The organism is Pseudonocardia aurantiaca (assembly GCF_039526725.1).
Classification (GTDB): Bacteria; Actinomycetota; Actinomycetes; order Mycobacteriales; family Pseudonocardiaceae; genus Pseudonocardia; species Pseudonocardia aurantiaca.
Window position 1 is genome coordinate 1 of sequence record NZ_BAAAJG010000010.1, and the last position, 799, is coordinate 799.

Genomic DNA, 799 nt, shown 5'->3' on the forward strand with positions numbered 1-799 from the left:
GTCCTCGCGGCCGTCGCCCAGGAGGTCAGCAGCGTCCTCGGTGCCGACGGCGCGAACATCGTCCGCCTCGATCTCGACGGCGCGGTGACCGTTCTCACCCGCGTCGGCGACCATCAGGGCGAGCTACCGGTGGGGAGCCGATGGAGGCCTGAGCCGCCCGTGGCCGTGGCGGTCGTCCTGCGCACCGGCCGCTCGGCGCGCTGCGACGACTACAGCCAAGCCTCCTGCGCGTTCGCCGACGCCGTCCGCCAGATCGGACTCCGGTCGGCGGTCGCAGCGCCGATCGTCGTCGAGGGGCATCTCTGGGGCGCGATCGCCATCGGGGGGGTGCTCGAGCGTTTGCCGGCCGACACCGAACAGCGCATGGCCGGCTTCACCGAGCTCGTCGGCACCGCGATCGCGAACGCCGACAGCCGCGCCCAGCTCACCGCCTCCCGCGCCCGCATCGTCGCCGCCGCCGACGACGCTCGCCGACGCATCGAGCGCGACCTGCACGACGGCACCCAGCAGCGACTGGTCTCGCTCGGCCTCGAGCTACGCCTGGCCCAGTCCACAGAGCCCGCGGACCGCACCGCCCTTCAGACGCAGATCGGCCGCGTCGCCGACGAGCTCCATGTGGTGATCGAGGAGCTGCGCGAGATCACCCGCGGCATCCACCCGGCGATCCTGTCCGAGGGCGGGCTCGGCCCGGCCCTGCGCACCCTGGCCCGCCGCGCGGCGATCCCGGTGGAACTCGACATCCGGACCGACACCCGCGCCGCGCCGCCGATCGAGGTGGCGGCCTACTACGTCGTGTCCG

At 74.0% G+C, this 799-nt stretch carries 1 protein-coding gene; it reads left to right on the top strand.

Features of this window, described 5'->3' with window-relative positions; translation table 11 throughout:
* Positions 1-57: 57 nt before the first annotated feature.
* A partial coding sequence (locus tag ABD143_RS15710; RefSeq protein WP_343979085.1) for a GAF domain-containing sensor histidine kinase occupies positions 58-799 on the top strand: 742 nt, incomplete at its 3' end.